Source organism: Stenotrophomonas sp. YJH_SMC_40, from assembly GCF_059368615.1.
Map to the genome: position 1 here is coordinate 72,905 of NZ_JCAFRX010000013.1, position 23,138 is coordinate 96,042.

Genomic DNA, 23,138 nt, shown 5'->3' on the forward strand with positions numbered 1-23,138 from the left:
TCGGTTCAGGCATAAGTCCATCAGGGCTGGTCATTTCCGTTGAAACCATCCATTCAGGACACTTTCGTTACGGGATCGTTATGCGCCGCGCAGGCCTCCGGTCCCATACCACCCGTCCAACTCCCCCAGGAAGCCCATGTCTGCCTCCCACAAGGCGCTGCGCCCGCGTCCGCTGGTGCTCGCGCTGTCGTCCCTGATGCTGGTGTCGTCGCCGGCCTTCGCGCAGGAAAGCGCACCCACCTCATTGCAGGAAGTGAAGGTCACCGGCTCGCGCATTCCGCGCGCCAGTGTCGAAGGGCCGTCGCCGGTGACCGTGATCAGCCGCGAGCAGATCGACGCGCAGGGCTACCGCAACGCGTTCGACGCGCTGAGCGCCCTGACTGAAAACACCGGCAACGTGCAGGGTGAGGACTTCGGCAACACCTTCACTCCGGCGGCCAACACCATCAACCTGCGCGGCCTTGGCCCCAACCGCACGCTGGTGCTGGTCAACGGCCGCCGCCAGGCCGACTACCCGCTGGCCTACGAGGGCTCGGTGAACGTGGTCAACCTGGCCAACATTCCCAGTGCGCTGATCGAGCGCATCGAGGTCTTGGCGGCCGGTGCGTCGGCGGTGTATGGCTCCGACGCCATCGCCGGTGTGGTCAACATCATCCTCAAGGACCGCTTTGAGGGTGTGGACGTGAACGTGCGGGCCGGCGGCACCCAGCAGGGCGGTGGCGACAACCAGCGCGCGCAGGTCGTCGGTGGCAGTTCCGGCGAGCGCTGGGATGCCCTGTTCGGCTTCGAGTTCGACGTGCGCAAGGCGATCCATGCGCGCCAGCGCGATTTCATGGACTCGCTGGATGATGACCCCGCCGGCAAGGCGCCGCAGGCGACCGCGATCGCGTATCGCCGCAACGCCGCTACCGGTCGCAACATCGATCCGGGCGCCAATGGCTGCGACGCGGCGTCGGATATCTATGGCGGCAGCGTGTTCCGTGCCTTCAACCCGCGCCAGGGCTGGTATTGCGGCAGCAACGAGGCCGCCGCCAGCTACTGGACGGTGCAGACCGAGAAGCGCAACCTCAACGGCTACGGCCTGCTGACCTTCCACGTCAACGAGACCACCGACCTGTTCGCCGATCTGGCCGTGGGCAGCGCACGCATCACCAACAACACCCGTGCGCCCACCTGGACCTCGGCCCGCAACTACTTCTACAACCAGACCACCGGCAACCTGGAAAGCTGGTACCGCCGGTTTGCGCCCGAGGAAATCGGTGGCCTGCCGCGCAATGCCAACCGCTTCCTGGAAAATTCGTGGTCATTCAACGTCGGCGCGCGCGGCCAGATCGGCGACAGTGGCTGGGACTATGAGGCGGTCTACAGCCGTTCGCGTTACGAGAACCGCACCCGCCGCCCGGTGCTGCTGGCCGGTATCAACGAATACCTGCTGGGCCCGAAGCTGGGCGTGCGCAATGGCGTAGAGGTCTATGCGCCGGATCCCGCGCGCCTGTTCCAGCCGCTGAGCCCGAACGAGTACCAGAGCCTGTCCGGCTACCAGGAGAGCCGCAACGCGGCGTGGCTGCAGACCTTCAGCGCCAGCGTCAACGGCCGGCTGTTCGCACTGCCCGGTGGCGACGCGGCGCTGGCCGCGGTGGTCGAGGCTGGCAGCCAGGGCTATCGCAATCGACCGGACCCGCGCCTGGGCACCGGCGAGTTCTGGAACACCAGCGCCGGTATTGGTGCCGGTGGCGAGCGCGACCGCTATGCTGCCGGCGTGGAGCTGCAGCTGCCGCTGCTGCAGTCGCTGACCACTACCCTGGCCGGGCGCTATGACCAGTACCGTGCCGGTGGTGAGCACATCGGCAAGGCGACCTGGAGCTTCGGCGTCGAGTTCCGCCCGATCGAGAGCCTGCTGATCCGTGGTACCGCTGCCACCAGCTTCCGGGCGCCGGACATGAACTACGTGTTCGCGACCGAGACGCGTGGTTACAACCCGGGCATGACTGATTACTGGCGCTGCCGCACCGCAGGCCAGTCGTATGACAACTGCGACTACAACGGCCTGTCGATCGATTACAGCAACCGTGCCAACCCGCAGCTGCAGCCGGAATCGGCCAAGTCGTATGGCTTCGGCGTGGTCTGGTCGCCGCTGGCTGGCCTGGATTTCAGTGCCGATTACTACGACATCCGCATCGACAACGAGGTGACCAGCCTCGATACCAGCCGCATCCTGCGCGACGAGGCCGATTGCCGGTTGGGCAAGACGCTGGGTGGCGAAGCGCGTGACATCGGCTCACCGCTGTGCCGGGACGCGCTGTCGCGTGTGATCCGCAACCCGTCCAATGCAACCGTGCAGCCGGACCAGGTGACCCGTGTGCTGATCAACCCGATCAACGCCGCCTCTGAATCGGTTCGCGGCCTGGACCTGAAGGGCAACTGGCGTTTCGATGCCGGTCGCTATGGCCGCTTCACCACGCGCCTGGCCTACACCGTGGTGCTGGAGCACAAATACCGGCAGTTCTCCGATGATCCGGAGCGTGACATCCGCAATTCGCTGGATGACTACCAGTGGCGCAGCAAGGCCAACGGCAGCATCACCTGGAACCAGGGTGACTGGACCACCACGCTGTACGGCAACCGCTTCGGCTCGCTGCCGAAGACCGATGGCAGTGGCCGCATCGCGCCGTACATGACCTACAACGCCAGCGTGTTCCGCCAGTTCGGCGAGAACCTGTCGGTGGGCGTGATCGTCAACAACCTGCGTGACAGCCGCCCGCCGGCGGACAAGAACGGTGGCGGCTGGCCGTTCTACCCGGTCGGCAACTACGACCCGTATGGCCGCCAGTACTGGGTGCAGCTGGACTACCGGTTCCGCTGATCCGGCAGGCGAACGAAAGGCCCGGCATTGCCGGGCTTTTCTTTGTGCAGTGCATCCGTGCTGCCGTCGCGCACGTGGCATGCTGTGGCGATACACGGAGGAGGATGCGCATGGATGTCAGGGGGTGGAGCGTGATTGCCGTGCTGGCCATTGCAGGTTGCAGTGGCAGGCAGGCGGCCAGCGTGGAGGATGCCGCGGAGGTGGCCAATGCCGCGCCTGCGCCGTCCCGTTCCAACCCCGCGACCGATGCTGTATCAGCGCGCGTGCCAACGGCATCGAGTACCACGACGGCTGCCCCTGGGCTCGCGCAACCGGAAGGTCACTTCCTCGAGGGCGAGCGCATGCTGCTGAACGAGGGTGCGGTGTCCGCACAGAAGAGCGAGGCGGTGCTGGGTTCCGACAAGGCCTTCGCGCAGGTGATCAGCCAGTTCGAGCGCGATGCAGCCGGTCACCCGGAAGTGCAGGACCTGACCCGGCTCTACAGGACGGCCGCGACCCGGCGCATCGGCAACGACGGCACGCTGGTGTCTTTCGCCTGTGGCTACAGCCTGTGTGTTGGCGAGATCCGAAGCCGTACCGACGAGGATTTCAGTGCCTGGTCCGAGGCGATCGGCATGGACAAGGCGGCCCCGGTCTACAGCCTTACCACCGCGCCGATGACATGGGGCAGGGACCAGCGCGGTGGGCGTTTCGTGTTCTCGGTGGACCCGGCCGCCAACGGCATCGCGGGCCCGTAGCACCGGCGGATGACCGGCGCCACGGCGCGTTACGGAAGCGCCTGCAGCAGGTATGACTCGATGACGTAGCTGAAAGGCTGCTGCTGGCGGTCGCGCAGCAGGGCACGCACCTCCAGGATCACGCCGCGGTCGCCTTCGCCCCGCGGCGGCCAGAACGTCTGGTCGGCCAAGGTCTGGCGCTGGAAACCGAGCGGGCCGACCACGCGACCGAACGGTTCATCGGTGCTGTCCAGCACCTGGTTCATGGCCGGGCTGAGGTGGCCAGGCAGGTACCAGTTGTCGGCCTCGGACAGTACGCGGCTGCCGCAGACCAGCTGCACACGGCGATAGCGCAGGTCGGCACCCGGCTTCACGCCCAGCGCCTGCAGCACGTCGGCGGGCGCGGGCTTGTCCTGGCCGTGTACGCGCACTGCGCGCACCCGCGCCTGTTCGGCCAGGCCGTGCTCGGCGCACCAGTGTTCCAGCGTGGCAGTGGCGCTCTGCCCGGACAGCACGCGCTGGTGCAGGCGCTCGACCAGTGCAGCCGGGGCAATGCGCTGCTGGCCCGGCGGCGACTGCAGCGGCGCGGCAGCCGCTGCATCGGTGGCGGACAGGCTGGCGATCGGGGCGGCGGCAAGCAGGGACGCGGCCTGCCAGCGGCGGAGACGATCGTGGCGGTCGGACGGGCCCATGCGGCATCACAGCGGAAACAGGCGCCCATGTTACCCGTTCAGGGGTGTGCACGGCGTGGCTGCGACCGGTTGTCGCAGGGCAGTCATCGTTCTCGTGAATGCGTGCCATCCAGATATTTCGTTGGCCGATGGCTGCGGCGAGGCGCACGATGGCGCCATTCTTGGCATTCCGGGAGTTCCCGATGACCCTCCAGTTCGTCCGTGGCGGTGTCGACCGCGACGGTGCGCCACTGCATTTCCATGTCCGTGATGGCCGCATCAGCGGGCTCAATGGCGAGGCCACGCCGGTCGAAGGGGCGGAATGCGTCGACCTGCAGGGCTTCGCGGTGCTGCCCGGGCTGATCGACGGCCACATTCACCTCGACAAGAGCTTCGTCGGCGACCGTTGGCACCCGCACCAGCCGGTGAACAGCCTGCGTGAGCGGCTGGCGGTGGAGAAGGCGGCGGTGGCGGGTGCGGCAGCGATGGTGGACCGTGCCGAGGCGCTGATCCGCCAATGCAGTGCTTTCGGTACGGTGGCGATGCGCTGCCATGTCGATATCGACGGCAGCACCGGTCTCGGCCATCTCGAAGCGGTGCGCGAGGCGGCACTGCGCTGCGCCGACATCATGCGGATCCAGCTGGTGGCGTTTCCGCAGGCCGGGGTGATGTCCTGTCCCGGCACCGCCGCCGTACTGGAGCAGGCGCTTGCCGCGGGCGTGGAGGTGCTCGGCGGCATCGACCCGACCACGCTCGATGGTGATGCCGAAGGCCAGCTGGCGCTGCTGTTCGGCCTGGCCGAGCGTTACGGCGTGCAGCTGGACATCCATCTGCACGAGCCCGGCGAAACCGGCCTGGCCCAGCTGCTGCGCATCGCAGCGCGGACGCGGGCCGCCGGCCTGCAGGGGCGGGTTGCGGTCAGCCATGCCTATTCGCTGGGCGAAGTGCCGCTGGCGCGCGCGCTGCAGGTGGGCGAAGCACTGGCCACGGCGGGTGTGGCGATCATGAGCAACGCGCCGGGCGATCATCCGTTCCCGCCGCTGCGCGCGCTGCATGATGCCGGTGTGCGCGTGTTCGCAGGCAACGACAACATCCGTGACTGCTGGTGGCCGTACGGTAACGGCGACCTGCTGCAGCGGGCGATGTTGCTGGGCTACCGGTCCGGCTTCTACACCGATGCCGACCTGATGCTGGCGCTGGACATGGTCACCACCCACGCCGCGCAGGCGATCGGCCTGCCGCAGCATGGTATTGCCGAAGGCCAGCCAGCCACTTTCGTGGCGGTGCGTGCCGACCACGGCCCTGCTGCCGTGGCTGGGGTGCCCATGGAACGCCGCGTGGTGGTCGACGGCCGCTGGCTGTAGATCCACGCCACGCAATCCCCTGTAGTGCCGAGCCATGCTCGGCGGCCTTTCAGACGTAATCGTCGGCGCGGGTGGCAACGAATTCCTCAAGCCACGCCAGCAGATGGGCGATGTCGATGACTTCGCCCTGTTCGACGCGCTTGAGCAGCAGCGTGCTGGCGCCGATCTGCAGGCTGCTGTCGGCATAGCGCAGCACCGCATCGATGCCCCAGGCATCGGTGACCTGCATCCAGGCCAGACCCGGCACGCGCTGGGCCAGGGTGTCACCGAACGCCACGCCCAGCGCTTCCCAGCCATCGCAGTCGGCACGGTCGATCAGCTCGGCATCGACCACGCGCTGCAGTGTGCTGGCCGCCAGCGGCCACTGCACCGGCAACGTCGGGAAGCCGGCCGCCACGCGCGCGGCGATCAGCGAGCGCTGGTGCTGCAGATGCGTCTGCAGCGCCGCAGGCAGCGGATCGAAGCGGGTGGGGATTTCATCGGACATGGCAGGCGCCGTGGAGCACGGAAACAACAGGCACTCTACGAGGCGATTGTTGCCCGCTATAGGGCCGGAGTGACCATGTTTCGATGCGTGATGCGCGAAAGGCATCCACGCATGGCGTGGATCTACCGTGGTCAGTCCGGTTCGCGCTGCACCTGCCGCCACAGCTCGCTGGCCAGTGCGCGCACGGCATCATCGGCGTCCGCGCGATGCAGCAGGCCGATCTCGTAGTTGTCGATCACCGGCAGCTCGCGCTCGCCATCGATGAGGCGGTGCTCGCGGCTGACCGCGCGGCGTGGCAGCAGGCTGATGCCGATGCCATCGGCCACCGCGCCCTGGATGCCGCTCAGCGACGAGCTGGTGAAGGCGATGCGCCAGCGCAGGCCCAGCGCTTCCACGGCATGGATCATCTCGTCGCGGTACAGCCCGCGCGGGGGGAAGGTGACCAGCGGCAGCGGGTCCTGCTGCAGGCAGCTGCTGCGCAGGCTGTCGATCCAGTGCATCGGCTCGCGCCGGCAATGCACCGCCTGGCGGCTGTTGCGGCGTTGCTTGACCAGCACCAGGTCCAGCTCACCGTGGTCGAAGCCCTGCGCCAGGTCGCGGCTGAGGCCGCTGCTGATCTCCAGCTTCACCTGCGGGTGGCGACGGCTGAAGGCGGCCAGCATGCGCGTGGTCTGCGCGTTGACGAAATCCTCGGGCACGCCGATGCGGACCGCGGTCTCCACCGTCGCACCGGCCAGCGCCTGCGCCATTTCCTCGTTCAGGTCGAGCATGCGCCGCGCGTAGCCGAGCAGGGTGTGGCCGGCATCGGTGGGGTGCACGTCGCGATGGCCGCGTTCAAGCAGGCGATGCCCGGCCAGTTCCTCCAGCCGGCGCACCTTCTGGCTGACCGTGGACTGGGTCGAATGCAGGCGCGTGGCCGCCGTGGTGAAGCTGCCGCAGTCGGCCACCATCACCAGCGCCCGCAGCAGGTCCAGTTCGAACAGGGTTCTATTCGATTTGGCACTGTCTTGCATTTGAACATTTCACTTCTGGATACCCAGGCCGACTTCTACCATGCAGGGCAGGGGCCGGCAATGCCCGGCTGTTGCTACCGTCGCACGGCGTTCCGTGGCGACGGACATGAGGAGACACTGTCATGCGCGTCCATCATTCCGCTGGTTGGCCTGCGCCGTTCACGCGCGTGCTGCTGTTGTGCCTGCTGGCCATGGTCACCCCTGCCTGCACCGCCACGTCCAGGGCCGACGCAGACGCGCGCCTGCGGGATGCCGCCAGCCGCGGCGACGCCGATGCGGTGCGACAGGCGATCGAGGATGGCGCCACGCTGGAGGCGCGCGATGGCCAGGGCCGCACCGCGCTGCTGCTGGCCACGCATGGCAACAACGTGGATGCCGCGCGTGAGCTGATCGAGGCCGGGGCAGACGTCAACGCCAAGGACGCGTTGCAGGACAGCGCCTACCTGTACGCCGGTGCGCGCGGCCTGGACGAGATCCTGGCGATGACCCTGGCGCATGGCGCCGATCTGCGCAGCACCAACCGCTATGGCGGTACCGCGCTGATTCCGGCCGCCGAGCGCGGTCACGTCGCCACTGTGCGCACGCTGCTGCGGGCCGGTGTGGCGGTGGACCATGTCAACCGGCTGCACTGGACCGCGCTGCTGGAAGCGATCCTGCTTGGCGATGGCGGTGCGCGCCAGGTGCAGATCGTGCAGCTGCTGCTGGAGGCCGGTGCCGACCCGGAGCTTGCCGACGGCGACGGCGTGACGCCGCTGGCGCACGCGCGCCAGCGCGGCTATACCGGAATTGAGACCCTGCTGCGCCAGCACGGCGCGGTGCGTTGAATGCAAACCCCTTCCACCCGCACGCTGGGCGTGCCCATCAGGATGCTGTCCATGTTCCGTTCCCGTCCGTTGTCCCTTGCCATCCTCCTTGCGGTAGCACCGCTGTCGGCGTCTGCCGCCGAGCGCGCCGACCTGCTGATCCGCAATGCCACCGTGGTCGATGTCGAGCACGCCAGCACCCTGGCCGGGCAGAGCGTGGTGATCCGTGGCGAGGACATCGTCGCCGTCGGCCCGGACGCGCAGCTGCGCAGCCAATGGAGTGCGGCCCGCCAGATCGATGCCAAGGGCAAGTACCTGATTCCGGGCCTGTGGGACATGCACGTGCACTTCGGTGGTGGTCCGGCGCTGATCGAAGAGAACAAGGCGCTGTTGCCGCTGTACATCGCGCACGGCATCACCACCGTGCGTGACTGCTCCGGCGACCTGCCCGAGCAGGTGCTGCAGTGGCGTGGCGAGATCGCCAAGGGCACCTTGTTCGGCCCGCGCCTGCTCAGTTCCGGCGCGAAGATCGAAGGCATCAAGCCGGTCTGGAAGGGCACGATCGAAGTGGGCAGCAAGGCCGACGTCGACAAGGCGATCACCCGCCTGCAGCACGACAAGGTCGATTTCGTGAAGATCACCGACAGCACGCTGAAGCCGGAACTGTTCCTGTACTCGGCCAGCGCTGCGCGAAAGGCCGGCTTCAAAGCCTCGGGACATATTCCGATGGCACTGACCGTGGAGCAGGCGGTCGATGCCGGCCTGGCTTCGATCGAGCATCTGGACTACGCATTCAAGGCCGGCAGCAAGGATGAGGCGCAGATCGCCGCTGACTTTGGAGCCGGCCGCATCGACCGTGCCGAAGCCAACCGGCGCCTCGACGCCAGCTTCGACCGTGACACTGCGATGCATGCCTACCGTGATTTCGCAAAGCGCGGCGTATTCGTGACCCCGACCCTCAACGGTGGCCGCATCCTCGACTTCCTTGACCAGGATGACCACGCCAACGATCCGTACCTGGCCTACATCGGCCCTGGCCTGCGCGCGACCTACCAGTGGCGCGTGGACCGCGCAGCCAAGGCCACGCCGGCGCAGATTGAAGCGCGCCACGCGCAGTACCACCAGTTGGCCGCGGTGCTGCCGCTGCTGCAGGAGGCGGGCGTGACGATCATCGCCGGTACCGATGCGGGCTTCCTCAACTCGTTCAACTTCCCGGGCATCGCCCTGCACCAGGAGCTGCAGCTGTTCGTGAAGGAGGGCCTGAGCGCACCGCAGGCGCTGTCGGCCGCAACCCGTTCCGGCCCGGCCTGGTTCGGCCAGATGGACCGCTACGGTGGTGTCACGCAGGGCAAGGCCGCCGATCTGGTGCTGCTGACCGCCAACCCGCTGCAGGACATTGCCGCCACGGAAAAAATCGACAGCGTGATCCTGCGCGGCAGCGTGTATGACCGCGCTGCGCTGGACAAGATGTTGGCTGATACCAAGGCCAAGGTGGCGGCGTGGAATGCCGAGGCGGCGAAGAGGCAGTGATCGACAGGGTCAGAGCCCTTCCCGGCGGGAAGGGATCCGACCCTATGGGGTTGGACGGCATCCACGCCATGCGTGGATGACGCGGCCGTTGGCCTAACGCGGTGCCGGCCGCATGCCATGCAGCTGCGGCAGTGCGGCCTTCATCGCATCGATGAAGGCGCGCAGCCGCGGCGGCTGCTGGCGCGCAGCAGGAAACACGACATGCACCGGCAGTGCCGGCGCCTGCCAGTCCGGCAGCAGCTGCACCAGACGTCCTTGTGCGAGGTCGTCGGCCACCAGCCAGGCCGAGACCACCGCTGCGCCCAGCCCGGCGCGTGCAGCCTGCTGCACCACGAACAGGTTGTCGCTGAGCAGGCGCGGGCTGATCGACAGCGTATGCGCGCGACCCTGTGCGTCATGCAGCAACAGGCGTTCGCGGTAGTAGGTGACCAGTGAGATCCATGGCAGTGCCTGTGCCTGTTCTGGTGTGCTGATCGCGGTGGACTGCACCAGCGACGGTGCCGCCACGACGATGCGCGGCACTTCGGCCAGCGGCAGTGCGACCATGCGCGGTTCGTCGACCGGTCCCACCCGCACCGCGCAGTCGATGCCTTCTGCGATGAAGTCCGGGCGCCTATCTTCCAGGATCCACTCCAGGCTCAGCTGCGGGTGCTGGGCCAGGAATGCCAGCATGGTCGGCAGCAGCTGTGCCTGGCCGAACGCGTGCGGCACCATCACCCGCAGGCGTCCGCGCAGCGTTTCCGGTTCGCCGTGCAGTTCGGCCTGCAGCGACTCCCATTCGTCGACCACGCGTTGCGCATGACGCTGGCAGCGCAGGCCATCCTCGGTCAGCTGCAGGCCGTGGGTGGAGCGCTGCAGCAGGCGCAGGCCGAGCTGTCGCTCCAGGGCCTGCAGGCGTCGGCTGACTGTCGGCTGGGTGGTGCCCAGCAGCACGGCCGCGGCAGACAAGCTGCCGGCATCGACGATGCGCAGGAAGGTGCGCAGCAGATCCAGGCGATCCGCACCGGTTGCGAGGTCATTCATGCGTATGGCGTATGAAGAATATGTAATGAAGCCTACTACAGACGTTTGGCGAATACCGGCAGGATACGTCCACTTCCTCCACCGGACTCCCCCATGTCTACCCCTTCGCTATCCGTCGCCGCCGCGCCCGTGACCGCACCCTCCACCCCGCTGGTGCTGGCAATGGCGGCCGGCGCCGGCTTCTCGGTCGCCTCCCTCTACTACAGCCAGCCGATGCTGGGCCTGATCGCTCAGGACCTCGGCGCAGGCGAGCGCGCCGCCGGCCTGGTACCGACCCTGACCCAGCTCGGCTATGCACTGGGCATCCTGCTGCTGGCACCGCTGGGCGACCGCTTCGACCGCCGCACCCTGATCCTGTTGAAGTCCGCGTTGCTGGCACTGGCACTTGGCGCCGCAGCGATGGCCGGGCACCTGCCGGGGCTGCTGATGGCCAGCCTGCTGGTCGGGCTGATGGCCACGCTGGCGCAGGACATCGTGCCTGCCGCTGCGGTGCTGGCGCCGGATGCACAGCGCGGTCAGATCGTCGGCCGGGTGATGACCGGCCTGCTGCTCGGCATCCTGCTGTCGCGCGTGGTCAGTGGCGTGGTGGCTGAAGCATGGGGTTGGCGCACGCAGTTCGTACTGGCCGCGGTATCGGTGGCGGCGATGGGCGCGCTGATGGCGCGTGCGCTGCCGCGTTTCGCACCGACCAGCACGCTGCGCTATCCGGCGTTGCTGGGTTCATTGCTGGCGTTGTGGCGCGAGCAGCCGCAGCTGCGCCGTGCGGTGGCCAGCCAGTCGTTGCTGGCAGTGGGCTTCAGCGCGTTCTGGTCGACGCTGGCGCTGATGCTGCATGCCCGCCTGGGCCTGGGCAGTGCGGCGGCGGGTGCGTTCGGTATCGCCGGTGCGGCCGGCGCATTGGCTGCGCCGTTTGCAGGACGTTTCGCCGATCGCCTGGGTTGCCATGCCGTGGCGCGGCTGGCGATCGCAGTGGCGCTGCTGGGTTTCGGGCTGCTGCTGGCCGAAGCCTGGTTGCCGGCCGCCGCGCTGCTGCCGCTGCTGGTGGTGAGTGCGCTGCTGTTCGACTTCGGTTTCCAGTCAGCGCTGGTGGCGCACCAGACGCTGGTCTATGGCCTGGTGCCGCCGGCCCGCAGCCGCCTCAATGCGCTGCTGTTCACGGGCATGTTCATCGGCATGGCCGCCGGCGGTGCGCTGGGCAGCCTGGCGCTGGCGCAGTGGGGGTGGCACGGCGTGGCCTGGCTGGCAGTGGTGTGTGCGGGCGGCAGCCTGCTGCTGCGCTTGAAGTAAGGGGGGTGTTTGGCAGGGCTTGCAGCCCTGCACCCGCGGTAGTGCCGGCCGCTGGCCGGCAACAGCACAAACAGCGGGTTTACTGTAGGCAGGCGGGGTGGGACCGATTGCGGGGTGTCAGCCGCATGGATGCGGCTGACAAGCTTACAGGGACGTACTTGCAGCGTCCCCGCACTCCGACACCGCCGCGCCATCCCACGGAGAGCCCGCTTTTGATTTTGCTGTTGAGGTTGCCGGCCAGCGGCCGGCACTACCGCGAGTGCAGGGCTGCAAGCCCTGCCGAACAACCCCTTAATCGTGCCCGCTGTCGTCCAGGCTGATGATGCCGCGCCGCAGCGCCTGGGTCACCGCGTGCGTGCGATCGCCCACGCCCAGCTTGTCCATCAGGCTCTTCATGTGCGCCTTCACCGTCTGCTCTGAAATCTGCATGCGCTCGCCGATGCGCTTGTTCGACAGGCCACCGGCCACGTGCCGCAGCACTTCGGTCTCGCGCGGCGACAACCGGTCTTCCACCACATGCGCGGCGATGCTCGCCGCCACCGCTGGTGGAATCGGCGCGCGCCGGCCGCCCGCAACCATGCGGATCGTGTCGACCAGCTCGTGGCGCAGCATGTCCTTCAGCAGGTAGGCGCTGGCGCCGGCCTGCAACGCCCGCACCGCACGTACGTCACCGCGGTAGGTGGTCAGCACGATGATGCGCGCGCGCGGGTCCATTGCGCGGATCCGCACGATGGCCTCCACACCATCCAGGCGGGGCATCTGCAGGTCCATCAGCACCACGTCCGGCTGCAGCTGCTGATAGTGTGCGATGGCTTCCTCGCCGTCGGCGGCTTCACCGAGCAGGCGCAGATCGGGTTGTGCGCCCAGCAGGGCGGCCAGGCCGTCACGCAGCAGCGGGTGGTCGTCGACCACCAGTACGCCGATCGGGGCAGGGGTTTCAGTCATGGCTCGTTCTACTCCAGGGCCAGCGCCAACGTGATGGGCGGTGGTGATACAGGCGCCGGGCGGGAACTGCCAGCGCGACTTCGGTCCCCAGCCCGGGGCGGGTCCACAGCTGCAGTTCCGCGCCAAGGCGCTGCGCGCGCTCGCGCATGCCCTGCAGGCCCCAATGGCCATGGCCGGCATTTTCGTCGGCGATGCCCACGCCATCATCGCGTACGTGTAGAAGGAAGCACCGCGTGCCGTAGGACAGCTCCACTTCGATGGCGCTGGCATTGGCATGGCGCAGCGCGTTGCGGATCGCCTCGCGTCCGATCAGGAACACTTCCTCGGCGGCATCGGCCTGCAGCGGTGGGTGGGGGCCTTCCACGGTCAGGCGCAGCGGATTGGTGCCGTGCCCGGCATACTCGGCGTGCACATCGGCCAGTGCCGAAGCGAGGTCGTGACCCGCGAACGGCCCCTCGCGCAGCGCATTGACCCGCTCGCGGCCCTCGGCCAGGTTGCGCTCGGCCAGCTGCATCGCCGACTCCAGCTGGCTGCGCACCGGCTCGGGGGTCTGGGGTGACTGGCTGATCGCATGCAGGCGCAGGATAAGGCCCTGGCTGCCCTGCAGCAGGGTGTCGTGCAGGTCGCGCGCGATGCGTTCGCGTTCGCCATTGCGTTCCTGCAGGCGCGCACGGAACAGCGCGGCCAGCTGCCCGCTGCGGATGCGTACTGCCAGCACCAGTAGTGCGAGCACGGCGGCGGTGCACAGCAGTTTGAACCACACGGTCTGGATGAAGGTAGGCGCGATGCGGAAGCTGCGGCTGGCCGGTGCGGTGCTCCAGATGCCGTCCTCATTGGCGGCTTCCACCTCGAACCGGTAGTTGCCTGGCGCGAGGTTGGTGTAATACGCGCGGGTGCTGCTGCCCGCGTCCTGCCAGCCATCGTCAACGCCGGACAGGCGATAGCGGTAGCGGTTGCGTTCCGGGCGTGCCAGCGACAGCGCCACGTAGTCGATCTGCAGCTGGCTGGTGCCGGCCGGCAGGCGCAGGCCGTCCCGCAGTGGTTGCCGTTCGCTGCCATGCAGCACGTCGCCGATGCGCACGCTGGGAGCCATCGCATTGACGTGCGACCGGGTGGTGTCCAGCCAGGCCAGGCCCTGGTTGGTGGCCAGCCATAGCAGGCCGTCGTCGGCCAGCACGGCGGTGGGGATCGGTCCGCTCTGCAGGGCGATGCCCGGCATGCCATCCACCGCATCGAACAGGCGTGGCGTCACCGGCTGCCCGGTACGCAGCGCCCGCCGCAACTGATCGCTCCCCAACCGGACCAGGCCACGACTGCCATTGAGCCACAGGTGACCGTGCGCATCGGCAACCATGCCGGTGATGCCCTCCAGCACGCCGGCCATGTCGGTGTTGACCGGCATGAAGCGGCCATTGCCGAGGCGGGCGGCCAGCCCGGCCTCACCGGCCACCAGCAACAGGTCCTGGTGGTGCAGCAGCGCGGTGACCGGGCCGACCAACAGCCCGTGGTTGGCATCGAAGGTTTCGATGCGGGTCGCGTCCATGCTGCGCAGCCGACCGTCGGCATAGCCGAGCAGCAGCTGGCCATTGGCATCCAGCGCCAGTGATGAGCAGGCCTGTTCGGGCAGGCGCGTTTCGCGCTGCCACTGGCCGTGCAGATAGTGCAGCACGCCACGTTCACCGGTGCAGACCCAGGCCTGGTCGTCATCGGCGAACAGCAGGGCATGCAGCGGTTGCCCGGTGAAGGGCTCGGGCAGCGGAATCAGCGTGGTGTGGCCTGCCACCGTGCGTGCCAGGTTGACCCAGTCGAACTGCCAGATCGGCGTGGGCGCCCGGCGCGCGGCCGCCTGCAGTTGTGCGGCGCTGCCTTCCAGCAGTGGCCGGCGCAGGTCGTACGGCTTGAGGTCCTCGCCGTAGCCGTACACACGCCCATCGCTGGCCCGCACCAGCGAGCGATAGGGATCACTGGGGCCGACCGCCAGCGTGTGCACGCTGCGCACGCGGAAGCGGTTGAGGCCCAGATTGGTGCCGACCCAGAGATTTCCTTCGCGGTCGGCGATGATCGGCACGGCCGAGGTGGCGGTCAGCCCGTGCGGCGAATCGAAGCGCTCCATGCGCACGGCGCGGCTGCCGTCGAACGTGACCCGGGCCACACCGCCATGCGGACTCATCGTGGCCCATAACGCGCCGTCGGCAGTGAACTGCAGGCGTGCGGCGACCAGGTCCGGCAGGCGTCGCGCTTCGCGTTCGCTGTCCGGCAGCAGGCCCTGCGCATTGGCCAGCGGCGAGGTGCCGCGCACACGGTCGGCCAGCCAGACTTCGCCCTGCGGGCTCTCGGTCAGCGTCGCCATCTGGGATACAGCAATGCCGGTGTCCTCGAAACGCGGTTGGCCTGCAGGACGCATCCAGATCCTGAGGTTGGCCAGTACCCAGAAGGTGCCACGGCTGTCGTGCAGCACCCATTGCACGCGGTGTTCCGGAACGCCCGTGTCTGCGGGCAGCGGCTGCCAGCGCTGGCCATCGAACTCGCGCAGCCCTCCATTGATGGCTGCCCACATCCGGCCGTCGCGGTCCTGGCTGAAGTGCGGTACCACGCCAACCGGCACGCCCTGGCCGCGGCCGTAGTTGTACAGCTGGCCGCGCGCGAACCGGCTGATGCCTGCCTGGAAGTAGCCGATCCACAGTGCGCCATCGGCGCTGTGTTCCAACGTGACCATGTTGGTGGACGGGTAGCGGGTGCCAGCCGGTGGCGCCTGCCGTTCGAAGCGACGTCCGTCGAATCGGTACAGGCCTGAACCGGTAGCCAACCACAACAGGCCGTCACGGTCCTGGCTGATGTCCCAGATGTCACCGGGTGCACCCTGGCCGACCCGCCAGGCGGTGTGCTCGTAGCCGGGCAACCCGCTGCTCACGGCCGGCCGCTGCACGGCGAGGGCGGGCAGGGCGGTCCACAGCAGCAGGCACGCCAGCAGCGCCGGCAGGCGACGCAGGAACGGGAAGGGGCGGCCATGCATGGCGCGCATTCTGGCAGGTGCGGGGCAGCCGCGGGTGACCCGAACGGGGTAGGCGCCTGGTGCCGTGGTCGGCTATCACGCCGGCATGTCCTGTGGAGTCCGGCCATGCAGCGCCTGTTCGTGATGTTCCCCGACCGCGGGCCGGGTATCGGCCTGCTGTGGCTGCGGCTGTGCGTGGCCGCTGCATTGTGCACGCCGGGCACGCACGCGGGCTGGCTGTCGGCGCTATGCCTGCTGGCGGTGGTGATGCTTGCACTGGGCGTATTGACGCCGCTGGCGGTAGTGCCGGCAACACTGGGCCTGTATGCACAGGCACTGCCGTGGCCACTGGTGGTGTTGCCGCTGGCTTTGCTGGCGCTGGGGCCTGGCGCCTATTCACTGGATGCGCGGTTGTTCGGGCGCCGCCTGCTCGGCCGTCGGCCTCCCCCATTCGGGTAGGTGCTGGCCTCGACCGACGGGGGTAGGGCATCACGCAGGGGTCACGCACCATGGGGCATCCCTTCGCGGCGTCCCGCATGGCCACCATCCTTCCGCCTGATCCGCCCGCCGCTTCACTGGCGCCGCAGCAGGTCGCCGCATTGCAGCGTGCATTGCGCTATGTCGATGAACACCTGTCACAGCCGCTGCGGGTCACCGAACTGGCGGCCGTCGCCTGCGTCAGTCGCTTCCATCTGGTGCGCCTGTTCCGCAGCGGTACCGGCGCCAGCCCGCTGCGCTATGTACGCCGTCGCCGTATCGAACGTGCGCGCGAGCTGTTGTCGGCCCAGCACCTGCCGATGTCCTGCCTGGCGCAGCAGCTCGGCTTCTTCGACCAGAGCCATTTCGTCCGCAGCTTCCGCGCCGAGACCGGCTGCAGCCCCGGCCAGTACCTGGCCGGCGATGCAGCCCTGTTGCTTCCACCTGATCGTGTTTCCAACGGAGTCCACCCATGAGCCTTGCCACCGCCACGCCCGCCCCGGCCCTGTTGTCGCCCACCGACCATGCCCTGGTGCTGATCGACTTCCAGTCACAGATGGCATTCGCTACCCATACCATCGACATCTCCGCGCTGCGCAACAACGTGTCGTTGATCAGCAAGGGGGCCAAGGGCTTCAATGTGCCGGTGGTGCTGACCACGGTCGCAGAAGCGTCGTTCTCCGGCCCGATGTTCCCGGAACTGCCGCAGATCTTCCCTGGCCAGCCGGTGTTCGACCGCACCTCGATGAATACCTGGGAAGACCAGCCGGTGATCGATGAGATCAACCGCATCGGCAAGCGCCGCCTGGTGCTTGCGGGCCTCTGGACCAGCGTCTGCATCGTCGGGCCGGCGCTGTCGGCGCTGGCGCAGGGTTTCGAGGTCTACGTGATCACCGATGCCTGCGGCGATGTCAGCGAAGAAGCGCACGAGCGTGCGATCACCCGCATGGTGCAGGCCGGCGCGGTGCCGATGACCAGCGTGCAGTACCTGCTTGAACTGCAGCGCGACTGGGCACGCGGTGAAACCTACGACCTGACCACCGGCATTGCCCGCGACCATGCCGGCGGCTACGGCATCGGCATCCAGTACGCCAAGCGCATGTTCGGCGCGCAGGAAGGCGGGCACTGAGCATGCTGGCTGGCCATGGCCTCGACCTGGCCCTGCTGATGCTGCGCGTGGCGGCAGGAGGCTTCCTGCTGCCGCACGCATTGGGCAAGCTGTTCGGCTGGTTCGGTGGACCGGGGCTGTCCGGCTTCGCTACCGAGCTGCGCGGCTTCGGGCTGCCAGCGGTGGCACCGTTGCCGCTGTTGCTGGCCCTGCTGCAGGTGCTGTCCGGGCTGGCCGTGCTGCTGGGATGGCAGACCCGCATCGCCGCGCTTGCAGCGGCTGCTTTCATCGGCTTCACCGTCCTGTTGGCCCTGCCCAGGGGCTGGTTCTGGATGCGCGGTGGCAGTGAGTACCCGTTGATGTGGACCACGGTACTGCTGGCCATCGCGTTGGCCGGGCCCGGCACCTGGGCACTGGACGTCCATCGCCTTCCGGGAGACCTCGCATGAGTCACGGTCCCCTCGATCACGGCCGCCGCAACGTGCTGCTGGCCAGCGGCGCCGCTGTTGCGCTGGGCCTGGCCGGTCGTGCCGGTGCCGCACTCGATTCCACTTCCAAGGAGCGTCGCATGAGCACGCTGGTCATCCGCAATGCCCGCATCACCACCCTCGACCCGCAGCAGCCGCATGCGCAGGCCCTGGCCGTGCAGGAAGGCCGCATCGTCGCCGTCGGCAGCGACGAGGAGATCATGCGTGGCTGGGGCAATGAAGCGACCTTGATCGATGCTCAGGGCCGGCGCCTGCTGCCCGGCCTCAACGACAGCCACACCCACCTGATCCGCGGTGGCCTGAACTACAACCTGGAACTGCGCTGGGACGGCCTGCGCTCGCTGGGCGACGCCCTGGACATGCTGAAAGCCCAGGTCGACCGCACGCCCGCGCCGCAGTGGGTACGCGTGGTCGGTGGCTTCACTGCCGCGCAGTTCAACGAGAAGCGCTTGCCGACCCTGCAGGAGCTCAACGACATCGCGCCGGATACACCCGTGTTCCTGCTGCACCTGTATGACCGCGCACTCCTCAACCGTGCCGCGCTGCGCGCCTGCGGCTACACCAAGGACACGCCGGATCCGCCGGGCGGGCAGATCGTGCGCGATTCGCTGGGCAACCCGACCGGGCTGCTGCTGGCCAAGCCGAATGCGTTGATCCTGTACGCGACGCTGGCCAAGGGACCGCGCCTGCCGATCGAGTACCAGGCGAACTCGACGCGCCACTTCATGCGCGAACTGAACCGGCTTGGCATCACCTCGGTGATCGACGCCGGCGGTGGCTTCCAGAACTATCCCGAGGATTACCAGGTCATCGAGCAGCTGCACCGCGATGATCAGTTGACGGTGCGCATTGCCTACAACCTGTTCACCCAGAACAAGGGCAGGGAAGTGGATGACTTCCGTGGCTGGAGCGAGATCCTGCAGCCGCGCCAGGGCGATGACCTGCTGCGCCACAACGGTGCCGGCGAGATGCTGGTGTTCTCCGCCGCCGACTTCGAACTGTTCAACGAGCCCCGCCCGGAACTGCCGCCGGAGCTTGAGCCGGAACTGCACGACGTGGTGAAGCTGCTGGTCGAGAAGCGCTGGCCGTTCCGCATCCACGCCACCTACGACGAGAGCATCACCCGCATCCTGGATGTGTACGAACAGGTCAACCGCGAGGTGCCGTTCGATGGCCTGCACTGGTTCATCGACCACGCCGAGACCATCACCCCGCGCAACATCGAACGCATCCGTGCGCTGGGTGGCGGCATTGCCGTGCAGCACCGCATGGCCTACCAGGGCGAAGCCTTCGTCGAGCGCTATGGCGTGCAGGCCGCGCGGCATACACCGCCGGTCAAGCGCATGCTGGCCGAAGGCGTACCGGTCGGTGCCGGTACCGACGCCACCCGCGTGGCCAGCTACAACCCGTGGGTGGCGTTGTCCTGGCTGGTGACCGGGCGCACCGTGGGCGGTCTGGCCCTGTATGGCGATGAGAACCTGCTCGAACGCGAGCAGGCGCTGCGCCTGTGGACCCAGGGCAGCGCCTGGTTCTCCGGCGACGAAGCGGTGAAGGGCACGCTGAAAGCCGGTCAGCTGGCTGATTTCATCCTGCTCTCGGCCGACTTCTTCCGCGTGGATGACGCGCAGATCGCCGACATCACCAGCGTGCTGACCGTGGTCGGCGGACGCATCGTGCATGCAGATGCCGACTATGCAGGGCTGGCGCCGCAGCTGCCGCCGGCGATGCCGGACTGGTCGCCGGTCAACCGGTTCGGTGGCTACCACGTCGGCGGTGCGGCCACCGGGTTGGCCACCACCCATCGCCGCCATCACGGCGTGGCCTGCAGTACCCACGGTGCGCACGGGCATGCCGCGCAGCACGCGGCGCCGACCAATGACCTGACCGCGTTCTGGGGCGCGATGGGATGCTCGTGCTTCGCGTTCTGAGCCTGGCGCTGCTGGCCGTGCCATCGCTGGCGCTGGCCTGCGAGGGTGGCCACTGCACTGACGCCGGTGACGGCCAATTGCAGTGGGATGCCTCACTGCGCGTGCGTGGCCTGTACTACGACCCGACCCGGTTCGGTATTGGTGGCAGCGAAGATGGCCATGGCCTGCTGCGTGCGCTGGCCTCGGCCACCTATGTGGAGGACCGCTGGCAGGCAAAGCTGCAGCTGGGCGTGCATGCTGAGAATGGCAGGGCCGGCGGACCCGGCCGCACCGACCGCAGCGCGTTGGACGTGCAGCAGGCGTATTGGCGCTGGCAGCGCGGCGGCTTCCACCTGCAACTCGGTCGGCAGGAAGCCGGCTACGGAAGCTCACGACTGTTGTCGGTGCGCGATGGGCCGAACATCCGCCTGGCCTTCGATGGTGCGCGCCTGGGCTGGAAGGGCCGCCTCGGCACGCTTGATCTGATGGCACTGCGACCGGTGGAGAACCGGCCGGGTGCCTTTGATGATCGCGGGGAGCACGGTGCCCACCTGTGGGGTGCCTATGCCACCACGGCACGCGGGCAGGGCGCGGGGCAGTGGGATCTGTATCTGCTGGACTACCGCCGCGAAGGCGCACGCTTCGCGGCGGGTTCCGGCATCGAGCGGCGGCAGACCTTGGGTGCGCGCTGGTTCGGCCAGGCCGGTGCACTGGACTGGAACAGCGAGCTGGTGGCGCAGGGCGGTGAACTGCGCACCGCGACCGGCAACCTCGACATTCGCACCTGGACGCTGGCTACCGATACCGGTTGGCGCTGGGCGGAGCTGCCGCTGCAGCCGCGTCTGGGGCTGAAGGCCGACATCGCCAGTGGCGATGGCAATCCGCGTGACGGCCGCCTGGGGACCTTCAATGCGCTGTTCCCGAAATCGGCCTACTTCAGCGAGGCCAGCCTGCTGGCCCCGGCCAATCTGATGGACGTGCAGCCGACCCTGACCCTGCGCCTGCACGACGCGGTGACGACGGAGCTGGGCGTACAGATGGCCTGGAAGCATCGTCGCGCCGATGCGGTCTACACCACGCCGGCGCCGCTGGTGGCGTTGCCAGGCAGTGCCGGTGGCGCGCGCCGCATCGGTAATCAATACAAATCCGAAACCCGCTGGCAGGCCAGCGAACACTGGCAATGGCAGCTGCAGCTGGCCTGGGTCGATGCCGGTCCTGCACTGAAGCAGGCCGGCGGCCAGGACACGCTGTTCGCCTCGATCGTTGGAGCATGGCAATGGTGAACGCAAACGCGTCGCAACCCTCCGCACAGGCCGCAGGTGCCTGGTCCCCGCTGAAGATCCAGATGTTCCGCTCGATCTGGCTGGCGATCCTGGCCAGCAACATCGGCACCTGGGTCAATGACGTGGCGGCCGCCTGGGTCATGGCCGAACGTACCGGTTCGCCGTTGATGGTGGCGCTGGTGCAGTCGGCCACCACGGTGCCGATCGTGCTGCTGGCACTCGCCGCCGGAACGCTGGCCGACATCGTCGATCGCCGCAGGTACCTGTTGGCGACCCAGGGCTGGATGCTGCTGGTCGCGGCCGTGATGGCGGCGCTGACTGCGATGGACATGCTGACTCCGCAGCTGCTGGTACTGCTGACCTTCTGCATGGGTTGCGGTGCAGCGATGGCAATGCCGGCGCAGGCCGCGATCGTGTCCGAGCTGGTGCCGCAGCCGATGCTGGCCTCGGCGGTGGCGCTGAACTCGATCGGCATCAACATCGCCCGCTCGATCGGCCCAGCCATTGGTGGCGTGATCGTGGCGCAGCTGGGTGCGGTGTGGGCATTCGGCTTCAATGCCATCACCTTTGCCGCGATGCTGTTCGTGGTGTGGGGCTGGAAGCGTGATCCCAAGCAATCCAGCCTTCCGCCGGAAGGTTTCGGTGCCGGCTTGAAGGCGGGCCTGCGCTATGCCAGCCGCGCTGGACGCCTGCAGGCCGTGCTGATCAAGTCGGTGGGCTTCTTCTTCTTTGCTGCGGCGATGAATGCACTGCTGCCGGTGGTGGTGCGCGGCCAGATGCAGGGTGGGGCGGGGCAGTACGGCATGCTGCTGGGTTGCATCGGTATCGGTGCAGTGGGCGGGGCCTTGCTGCTGCCGAAGCTGCGCGCGCAGCTGGATCGCGACCTGCTGGTGCTGCTGGCCACGCTGTCGCTGGCGCTCAGCCTGGTCGGGCTGGCGCTGACCCGCAGCTGGTACGTGCTTCCGGTTGTGATGCTGGTCAATGGCTTCGCCTGGATCACCGTGCTGTCGTCGCTGCAGATCGCCGCGCAGACGGCGGTGCCGGCATGGGTACGCGCGCGTGCGCTGGCGCTGTACATCATGGTGTTCTCGGCCGGCATGGCGGCCGGTGGCCTGAGCTGGGGCGCGCTGGCACAGCGCACCTCGCCGGAGCAGGCGTTGCTGGTGGCTGCCGCAGGTGCGGTGATCGGCGGACTGCTGGTGTGGCGCGTGCGGATTGCTGGCACCGAGGATCTGAACCTGCGTCCGGCCGGGCACTGGCCCGCGCCCGAGCTGTCGGTGCCGGTGTCGAACGATCGCGGCCCGGTGCTGGTCACCATCGAGTACCGCATCGACGGTGCTGATCGTGCCGCGTTCCAGTCGCAGATGCGCGCGCTGGGCACGATCCGCCGCCGCGATGGCGCGGTGGTCTGGGGCGTGGTCGAGGACGTGGCCAGTCCAGGCATCCACCTGGAGTATTTCGTGACCCCGTCGTGGCTGGAGCACCTGCGCCAGCACGAACGCATCACCGCTGATGACAAGGCCATCCAGGAAGTGTTGCGGGAGCTGCATCGCGGTGAGCGTGCCCCCGTGGTGCGTCACTTCGTGGGTGGGCATGACCCGCTGCCTGCCGCCGTGCCGCATCACCACACCGACATCTGACCCGCCGGTGGTAGAGCCGGCCGCTGGCCGGCTGTGCGTGATCACGATGGGTGATGGGGTTGCCGGCCAGCGGCCGGCACTACCGAAGCAGAGGCCGCCGGCCGGCTGTGCGTGATCACGATGGGTGATGGGGTTGCCGGCCAGCGGCCGGCACTACCGAAGCAGAGGCCGCCGGCCGGCTGTGCGTGATCACGATGGATGATCGGGTTGCCGGCCAGCGGCCGGCACTACCGAAGCAGAGGCGGTTGACCCGTCGGTGGTAGAGCCGGCCGCTGGCCGGCTGCGCGTGATCACGATGGTGATCGGGTTGCCGGCCAGCGGCCGGCACTACCGAAGCAGAGGCCGCTGGCCGGCTGTGCGTGATCACGATGGGTGATGGGGTTGCCGGCCAGCGGCCGGCACTACCGAAGCAGAGGCGGTTGACCCGCCGGTGGTAGAGCCGGCCGCTGGCCGGCTGCGCGTGATCACGATGGTGATCGGGTTGCCGGCCAGCGGCCGGCACTACCGAAGGGGCGGGGGGGCCGTTACGGCGCCGCCGCGG

General features: G+C 68.2%; 19 protein-coding genes. 13 read left to right on the forward strand and 6 right to left on the reverse strand.

The window, feature by feature from the left end; all coding sequences use genetic code 11:
- Positions 1-136 precede the first annotated feature (136 nt).
- Both AC5P6X_RS19895 and AC5P6X_RS19900 read left to right on the forward strand, forming a co-directional pair.
- Positions 137-2,863 (forward strand): TonB-dependent receptor plug domain-containing protein, encoded by a 2,727-nt coding sequence (locus AC5P6X_RS19895; RefSeq protein WP_099604771.1) that lies wholly within the window; start codon positions 137-139, stop codon positions 2,861-2,863.
- A gap of 110 nt (positions 2,864-2,973) precedes the next feature.
- Positions 2,974-3,600: a hypothetical protein gene (locus AC5P6X_RS19900; RefSeq protein WP_088437077.1), complete on the forward strand. Its 627-nt coding sequence runs from the start codon at positions 2,974-2,976 to the stop codon at positions 3,598-3,600.
- A 29-nt stretch (positions 3,601-3,629) separates the two neighbouring features.
- Here the strand turns inward: AC5P6X_RS19900 and AC5P6X_RS19905 are convergent, their stop codons facing one another.
- A complete protein-coding gene (locus tag AC5P6X_RS19905; RefSeq protein ID WP_049451837.1) occupies positions 3,630-4,271 on the reverse strand; it encodes a hypothetical protein in 642 nt (213 codons plus the stop codon).
- A gap of 182 nt (positions 4,272-4,453) precedes the next feature.
- Between AC5P6X_RS19905 and AC5P6X_RS19910 the strand changes: the two genes are divergently transcribed.
- Positions 4,454-5,614, forward strand: a complete 1,161-nt coding sequence (locus AC5P6X_RS19910; protein ID WP_108270428.1) for an amidohydrolase family protein — start codon at positions 4,454-4,456, stop codon at positions 5,612-5,614.
- Positions 5,615-5,663: 49 nt separating this feature from the next.
- On the opposite strand, the gene AC5P6X_RS19915 is transcribed toward AC5P6X_RS19910, so the two are convergent.
- Together AC5P6X_RS19915 and AC5P6X_RS19920 are read right to left on the reverse strand one after the other, a co-directional pair.
- A complete protein-coding gene (locus AC5P6X_RS19915; RefSeq protein ID WP_049451840.1) occupies positions 5,664-6,101 on the reverse strand; it encodes a DUF3806 domain-containing protein in 438 nt (145 codons plus the stop codon).
- A 131-nt stretch (positions 6,102-6,232) separates the two neighbouring features.
- Entirely contained in the window at positions 6,233-7,114 is an 882-nt protein-coding gene (locus AC5P6X_RS19920) for a LysR substrate-binding domain-containing protein (protein WP_049451843.1), read from the reverse strand.
- A 122-nt stretch (positions 7,115-7,236) separates the two neighbouring features.
- On the opposite strand from AC5P6X_RS19920, the gene AC5P6X_RS19925 reads away from it, so the two are divergent.
- Complete coding sequence (locus AC5P6X_RS19925) at positions 7,237-7,938, forward strand: ankyrin repeat domain-containing protein (protein ID WP_005410019.1); 702 nt, start codon at positions 7,237-7,239, stop codon at positions 7,936-7,938.
- A gap of 51 nt (positions 7,939-7,989) precedes the next feature.
- The gene (locus tag AC5P6X_RS19930; RefSeq protein ID WP_108270444.1) at positions 7,990-9,447 is read left to right on the forward strand and encodes an amidohydrolase family protein; all 1,458 of its coding nucleotides are present in this window, start codon (positions 7,990-7,992) and stop codon (positions 9,445-9,447) included.
- Positions 9,448-9,540: 93 nt separating this feature from the next.
- On the opposite strand, the gene AC5P6X_RS19935 is transcribed toward AC5P6X_RS19930, so the two are convergent.
- Positions 9,541-10,470: a LysR family transcriptional regulator gene (locus AC5P6X_RS19935; protein WP_049451846.1), complete on the reverse strand. Its 930-nt coding sequence runs from the start codon at positions 10,468-10,470 to the stop codon at positions 9,541-9,543.
- A 93-nt stretch (positions 10,471-10,563) separates the two neighbouring features.
- Between AC5P6X_RS19935 and AC5P6X_RS19940 the strand changes: the two genes are divergently transcribed.
- Positions 10,564-11,757 carry an MFS transporter gene (locus AC5P6X_RS19940; RefSeq protein WP_108270429.1) on the forward strand — a complete coding sequence of 398 codons (1,194 nt, stop codon included), beginning with the start codon at positions 10,564-10,566 and terminating at the stop codon, positions 11,755-11,757.
- 291 nt (positions 11,758-12,048) lie between these two features.
- On the opposite strand, the gene AC5P6X_RS19945 is transcribed toward AC5P6X_RS19940, so the two are convergent.
- Both AC5P6X_RS19945 and AC5P6X_RS19950 read right to left on the reverse strand, forming a co-directional pair.
- Entirely contained in the window at positions 12,049-12,702 is a 654-nt protein-coding gene (locus AC5P6X_RS19945) for a response regulator (RefSeq protein WP_012480561.1), read from the reverse strand.
- Positions 12,695-15,724, reverse strand: coding sequence for a sensor histidine kinase (locus AC5P6X_RS19950; RefSeq protein WP_108270430.1), 3,030 nt, complete (start codon positions 15,722-15,724; stop codon positions 12,695-12,697). Before AC5P6X_RS19950 ends, AC5P6X_RS19945 begins: the two co-directional genes overlap by 8 nt.
- A gap of 96 nt (positions 15,725-15,820) precedes the next feature.
- Here AC5P6X_RS19950 and AC5P6X_RS19955 point away from each other — a divergent pair, with 96 nt between their 5' ends.
- The 7 genes from AC5P6X_RS19955 (at position 15,821) to AC5P6X_RS19985 (ending at position 22,597) form a co-directional block, all read left to right on the forward strand.
- On the forward strand, positions 15,821-16,153 hold the full coding sequence (locus tag AC5P6X_RS19955; RefSeq protein WP_005410012.1) for a hypothetical protein: 333 nt from the start codon (positions 15,821-15,823) through the stop codon (positions 16,151-16,153).
- A 50-nt stretch (positions 16,154-16,203) separates the two neighbouring features.
- Entirely contained in the window at positions 16,204-16,647 is a 444-nt protein-coding gene (locus AC5P6X_RS19960) for a helix-turn-helix transcriptional regulator (RefSeq protein WP_059034680.1), read from the forward strand.
- Positions 16,644-17,300, forward strand: a complete 657-nt coding sequence (locus AC5P6X_RS19965; RefSeq protein ID WP_005410010.1) for a hydrolase — start codon at positions 16,644-16,646, stop codon at positions 17,298-17,300. Before AC5P6X_RS19960 ends, AC5P6X_RS19965 begins: the two co-directional genes overlap by 4 nt.
- Positions 17,301-17,302: 2 nt before the next feature.
- Complete coding sequence (locus AC5P6X_RS19970) at positions 17,303-17,728, forward strand: DoxX family protein (RefSeq protein ID WP_005410009.1); 426 nt, start codon at positions 17,303-17,305, stop codon at positions 17,726-17,728.
- Positions 17,729-17,847: 119 nt separating this feature from the next.
- Entirely contained in the window at positions 17,848-19,695 is a 1,848-nt protein-coding gene (locus AC5P6X_RS19975; protein ID WP_171039736.1) for an amidohydrolase, read from the forward strand.
- Positions 19,674-20,957, forward strand: a complete 1,284-nt coding sequence (locus AC5P6X_RS19980; protein ID WP_108270432.1) for an alginate export family protein — start codon at positions 19,674-19,676, stop codon at positions 20,955-20,957. The genes AC5P6X_RS19975 and AC5P6X_RS19980 overlap by 22 nt, the downstream gene beginning before the upstream one ends.
- Positions 20,951-22,597 carry an MFS transporter gene (locus AC5P6X_RS19985; RefSeq protein WP_187757579.1) on the forward strand — a complete coding sequence of 549 codons (1,647 nt, stop codon included), beginning with the start codon at positions 20,951-20,953 and terminating at the stop codon, positions 22,595-22,597. Before AC5P6X_RS19980 ends, AC5P6X_RS19985 begins: the two co-directional genes overlap by 7 nt.
- Positions 22,598-23,138: the final 541 nt, after the last annotated feature.

What these genes read in the sequence shown, in the direction of transcription:
- AC5P6X_RS19935 (WP_049451846.1), bottom strand. Translation starts at nt 10,470, where the DNA reads ATGAATGACCTCGCAACCGGTGCGGATCGCCTGGATCTGCTGCGCACC.
- AC5P6X_RS19950 (WP_108270430.1), bottom strand. Translation starts at nt 15,724, where the DNA reads ATGCGCGCCATGCATGGCCGCCCCTTCCCGTTCCTGCGTCGCCTGCCG.
- AC5P6X_RS19960 (WP_059034680.1), top strand. Translation starts at nt 16,204, where the DNA reads ATGGGGCATCCCTTCGCGGCGTCCCGCATGGCCACCATCCTTCCGCCT.
- AC5P6X_RS19970 (WP_005410009.1), top strand. Translation starts at nt 17,303, where the DNA reads ATGCTGGCTGGCCATGGCCTCGACCTGGCCCTGCTGATGCTGCGCGTG.
- AC5P6X_RS19900 (WP_088437077.1), top strand. Translation starts at nt 2,974, where the DNA reads ATGGATGTCAGGGGGTGGAGCGTGATTGCCGTGCTGGCCATTGCAGGT.
- AC5P6X_RS19910 (WP_108270428.1), top strand. Translation starts at nt 4,454, where the DNA reads ATGACCCTCCAGTTCGTCCGTGGCGGTGTCGACCGCGACGGTGCGCCA.
- AC5P6X_RS19980 (WP_108270432.1), top strand. Translation starts at nt 19,674, where the DNA reads ATGCTCGTGCTTCGCGTTCTGAGCCTGGCGCTGCTGGCCGTGCCATCG.
- AC5P6X_RS19955 (WP_005410012.1), top strand. Translation starts at nt 15,821, where the DNA reads ATGCAGCGCCTGTTCGTGATGTTCCCCGACCGCGGGCCGGGTATCGGC.
- AC5P6X_RS19920 (WP_049451843.1), bottom strand. Translation starts at nt 7,114, where the DNA reads ATGCAAGACAGTGCCAAATCGAATAGAACCCTGTTCGAACTGGACCTG.
- AC5P6X_RS19975 (WP_171039736.1), top strand. Translation starts at nt 17,848, where the DNA reads ATGAGCACGCTGGTCATCCGCAATGCCCGCATCACCACCCTCGACCCG.
- AC5P6X_RS19965 (WP_005410010.1), top strand. Translation starts at nt 16,644, where the DNA reads ATGAGCCTTGCCACCGCCACGCCCGCCCCGGCCCTGTTGTCGCCCACC.
- AC5P6X_RS19925 (WP_005410019.1), top strand. Translation starts at nt 7,237, where the DNA reads ATGCGCGTCCATCATTCCGCTGGTTGGCCTGCGCCGTTCACGCGCGTG.
- AC5P6X_RS19945 (WP_012480561.1), bottom strand. Translation starts at nt 12,702, where the DNA reads ATGACTGAAACCCCTGCCCCGATCGGCGTACTGGTGGTCGACGACCAC.
- AC5P6X_RS19895 (WP_099604771.1), top strand. Translation starts at nt 137, where the DNA reads ATGTCTGCCTCCCACAAGGCGCTGCGCCCGCGTCCGCTGGTGCTCGCG.
- AC5P6X_RS19930 (WP_108270444.1), top strand. Translation starts at nt 7,990, where the DNA reads ATGTTCCGTTCCCGTCCGTTGTCCCTTGCCATCCTCCTTGCGGTAGCA.
- AC5P6X_RS19985 (WP_187757579.1), top strand. Translation starts at nt 20,951, where the DNA reads ATGGTGAACGCAAACGCGTCGCAACCCTCCGCACAGGCCGCAGGTGCC.
- AC5P6X_RS19940 (WP_108270429.1), top strand. Translation starts at nt 10,564, where the DNA reads ATGTCTACCCCTTCGCTATCCGTCGCCGCCGCGCCCGTGACCGCACCC.
- AC5P6X_RS19915 (WP_049451840.1), bottom strand. Translation starts at nt 6,101, where the DNA reads ATGTCCGATGAAATCCCCACCCGCTTCGATCCGCTGCCTGCGGCGCTG.
- AC5P6X_RS19905 (WP_049451837.1), bottom strand. Translation starts at nt 4,271, where the DNA reads ATGGGCCCGTCCGACCGCCACGATCGTCTCCGCCGCTGGCAGGCCGCG.